Here is a 2,115-nt window from a genome sequence, read left to right as displayed (position 1 = left end):
CGCGGCAAAGAAGACACTGTGAAAGCGACCGTAGGAAGCTTGAACAGATGTCGCACTTGTGCTGGAAGTGAAAGCGAAGTGTATTTTCCGTAGCGATCGAATTCACGCCACCACTAAAAATTTGCTCGTAATCTAAAAAATCCAAACGATTGTTCGGATTTTTGTGTATCAAAATATTTTTGTCCCACCCTCTCTTTTTTTATTTTAATAGTTCATTTTTATAATCGTAGCTGAATACGTTGGCCCATTTTCTTCTTTCGCATAAAAATGAATCTTATAATCATCGATATTATATTGATATACGTACTCTTGAGAATATACATCATCAAAATACGGTTCGGTTGTTACTGGTAAAGCTTCATTTAATTCATTTCCTGTCATACCAACTTGTCCATTAAAGATCGTATAATCTGAGCTAGTAATATAAAATCCATATACTAGTTCATTTCCATCTATGAAGTAGCCATCATCCTCAAAGAAGACTAATCTCCCGCCATTATAATAATCATCAAACGATGGTTCCCCATAATGATCAATTAGGTCTGTTAATGAATCTCCAACTTGGAAGCGAGTAGTAATTGCCGCGGACGTATTTTCATCAACTGCTTTCCCATCGCCTACATGAACAATAAACGTGACAGGTGGACCATCCAAGCCAAAATTAGCACCATCATAATATTCTAAAATAAACTCAACTGTAGTTTCTTCCGTGAATTCAACTGTGTTCCCACCAGGCAATCGGTTTGCGTTGGACGTGTTAACTGGTGAATCATTGTTCCAAAGATTGGTGTAAATTGCGATTTCACCATCATCAAATAGTTGCTTGGTTATGTCATCTGCTGGAACAAACGATATTTCTTCCCCGAGTTCAACATAGATTTCCTTATCGCCTGTTGGCACAATTAGTCCATGATTATCTAAAATAAACTTCACTATTGTAGAATCCGATGTCACTTCTAAATCACTTCTAGTAATCTCTTCAACAGCCACATTACCATCTTGTAAAGTTATATGGGTTTCACCTTTTTCATAGACGATGACTGTACTATTATCCACTTCCATGCTAGTACCATAGCCTGTCCATTTATTGGTACCTATTCCTTGATTATCAATTTGGATGGCAGTTGTTGAATACATGCCTGAGTTTCCACTATGTAAGAGATTAAAGACTATTAAAGCACCATTTTGTCCTTCTGGATTTAATAAGAACATATCACCTAAAAATGAATCCACATCTAAGTAAGGATCTGCTTCAAATTCTTCTGTTTCCCACACACTTTCCCATTGTTTTTCTTGATTGTTATAATCCATTACAGTAAGTTTAACCTTACCAAAATCACTAGAACCTTTTTTCCCCATTACTAGAATCGGATAATTGCTTTCTTCAAAGTTTACCTTTTCCTGCTTAATCATTTGCCAGTCGGGAAAAAGTTCCTGGAATTGCTCACTAGTCACTGACTGTGGTTCTTCTTCAACAACTTCAGGATTTTCATTAGTTTCTGTTTGTGTTTCTGTTGTTACTTCGTTATTATTTTCTTCATCAGCTGGATTACTAGCCGTTTCTGTATCATTCATTTTATAGATAATAATACCTGCAACTATTATAATAAGTGCTACACCTGCTACCATTGGCCATTTTAGTGATTTTTTCTTAGGCGAACTCACTCGACTTTGTTGAGCTGTTGTTCTAGTATTAGTTGTGCTAGTGTTAGTTTTACTAGAGTTAGTTATACTAGTACTCGTTTTTGCAACTTCTGTACCACATTCTCGACAAAATCGGGCTCCATCCTGTAATTTACTGCCACACTCTTTACAAAAATTCATTTGCAACCCACACCCTAACATATTAAAGTATCTATCATTATAATATAAACATAGGTAGTTTACACTATTTTGTAATGGTTATTGATAGAAAGTCATTAATGACATTTCAAATTAAATTATGTGAATGACAATATAACTGTGGAGAGTTTTTATTTCAAAAATACATAAAACATTCTTCATTGTGCAAAACTAGCGAAAGAAATACACGAAGACTCCTTCGGGAAAAAAGGCATAGGTAAGACCCCACAGGGCGAATGCCCGAGGAGGCTTACCAGCCGCCCGAGGAAAGCG

At 36.1% G+C, this 2,115-nt stretch carries 1 protein-coding gene; it reads right to left on the bottom strand.

All coding sequences use genetic code 11. The features are described 5' to 3' along the window. Positions 1–204 precede the first annotated feature (204 nt). Positions 205–1,824, bottom strand: coding sequence for a zinc ribbon domain-containing protein (locus BUB12_RS17340; RefSeq protein ID WP_159431595.1), 1,620 nt, complete (start codon positions 1,822–1,824; stop codon positions 205–207). Positions 1,825–2,115 lie beyond the last annotated feature (291 nt).

The organism is Ornithinibacillus halophilus (assembly GCF_900129485.1).
In the GTDB taxonomy this organism is placed as follows: Bacteria; Bacillota; Bacilli; order Bacillales; family Amphibacillaceae; genus Ornithinibacillus; species Ornithinibacillus halophilus.
Note: the sequence above shows the minus strand (reverse complement) of the source record. Positions and strands in the feature narration are given on the sequence as shown.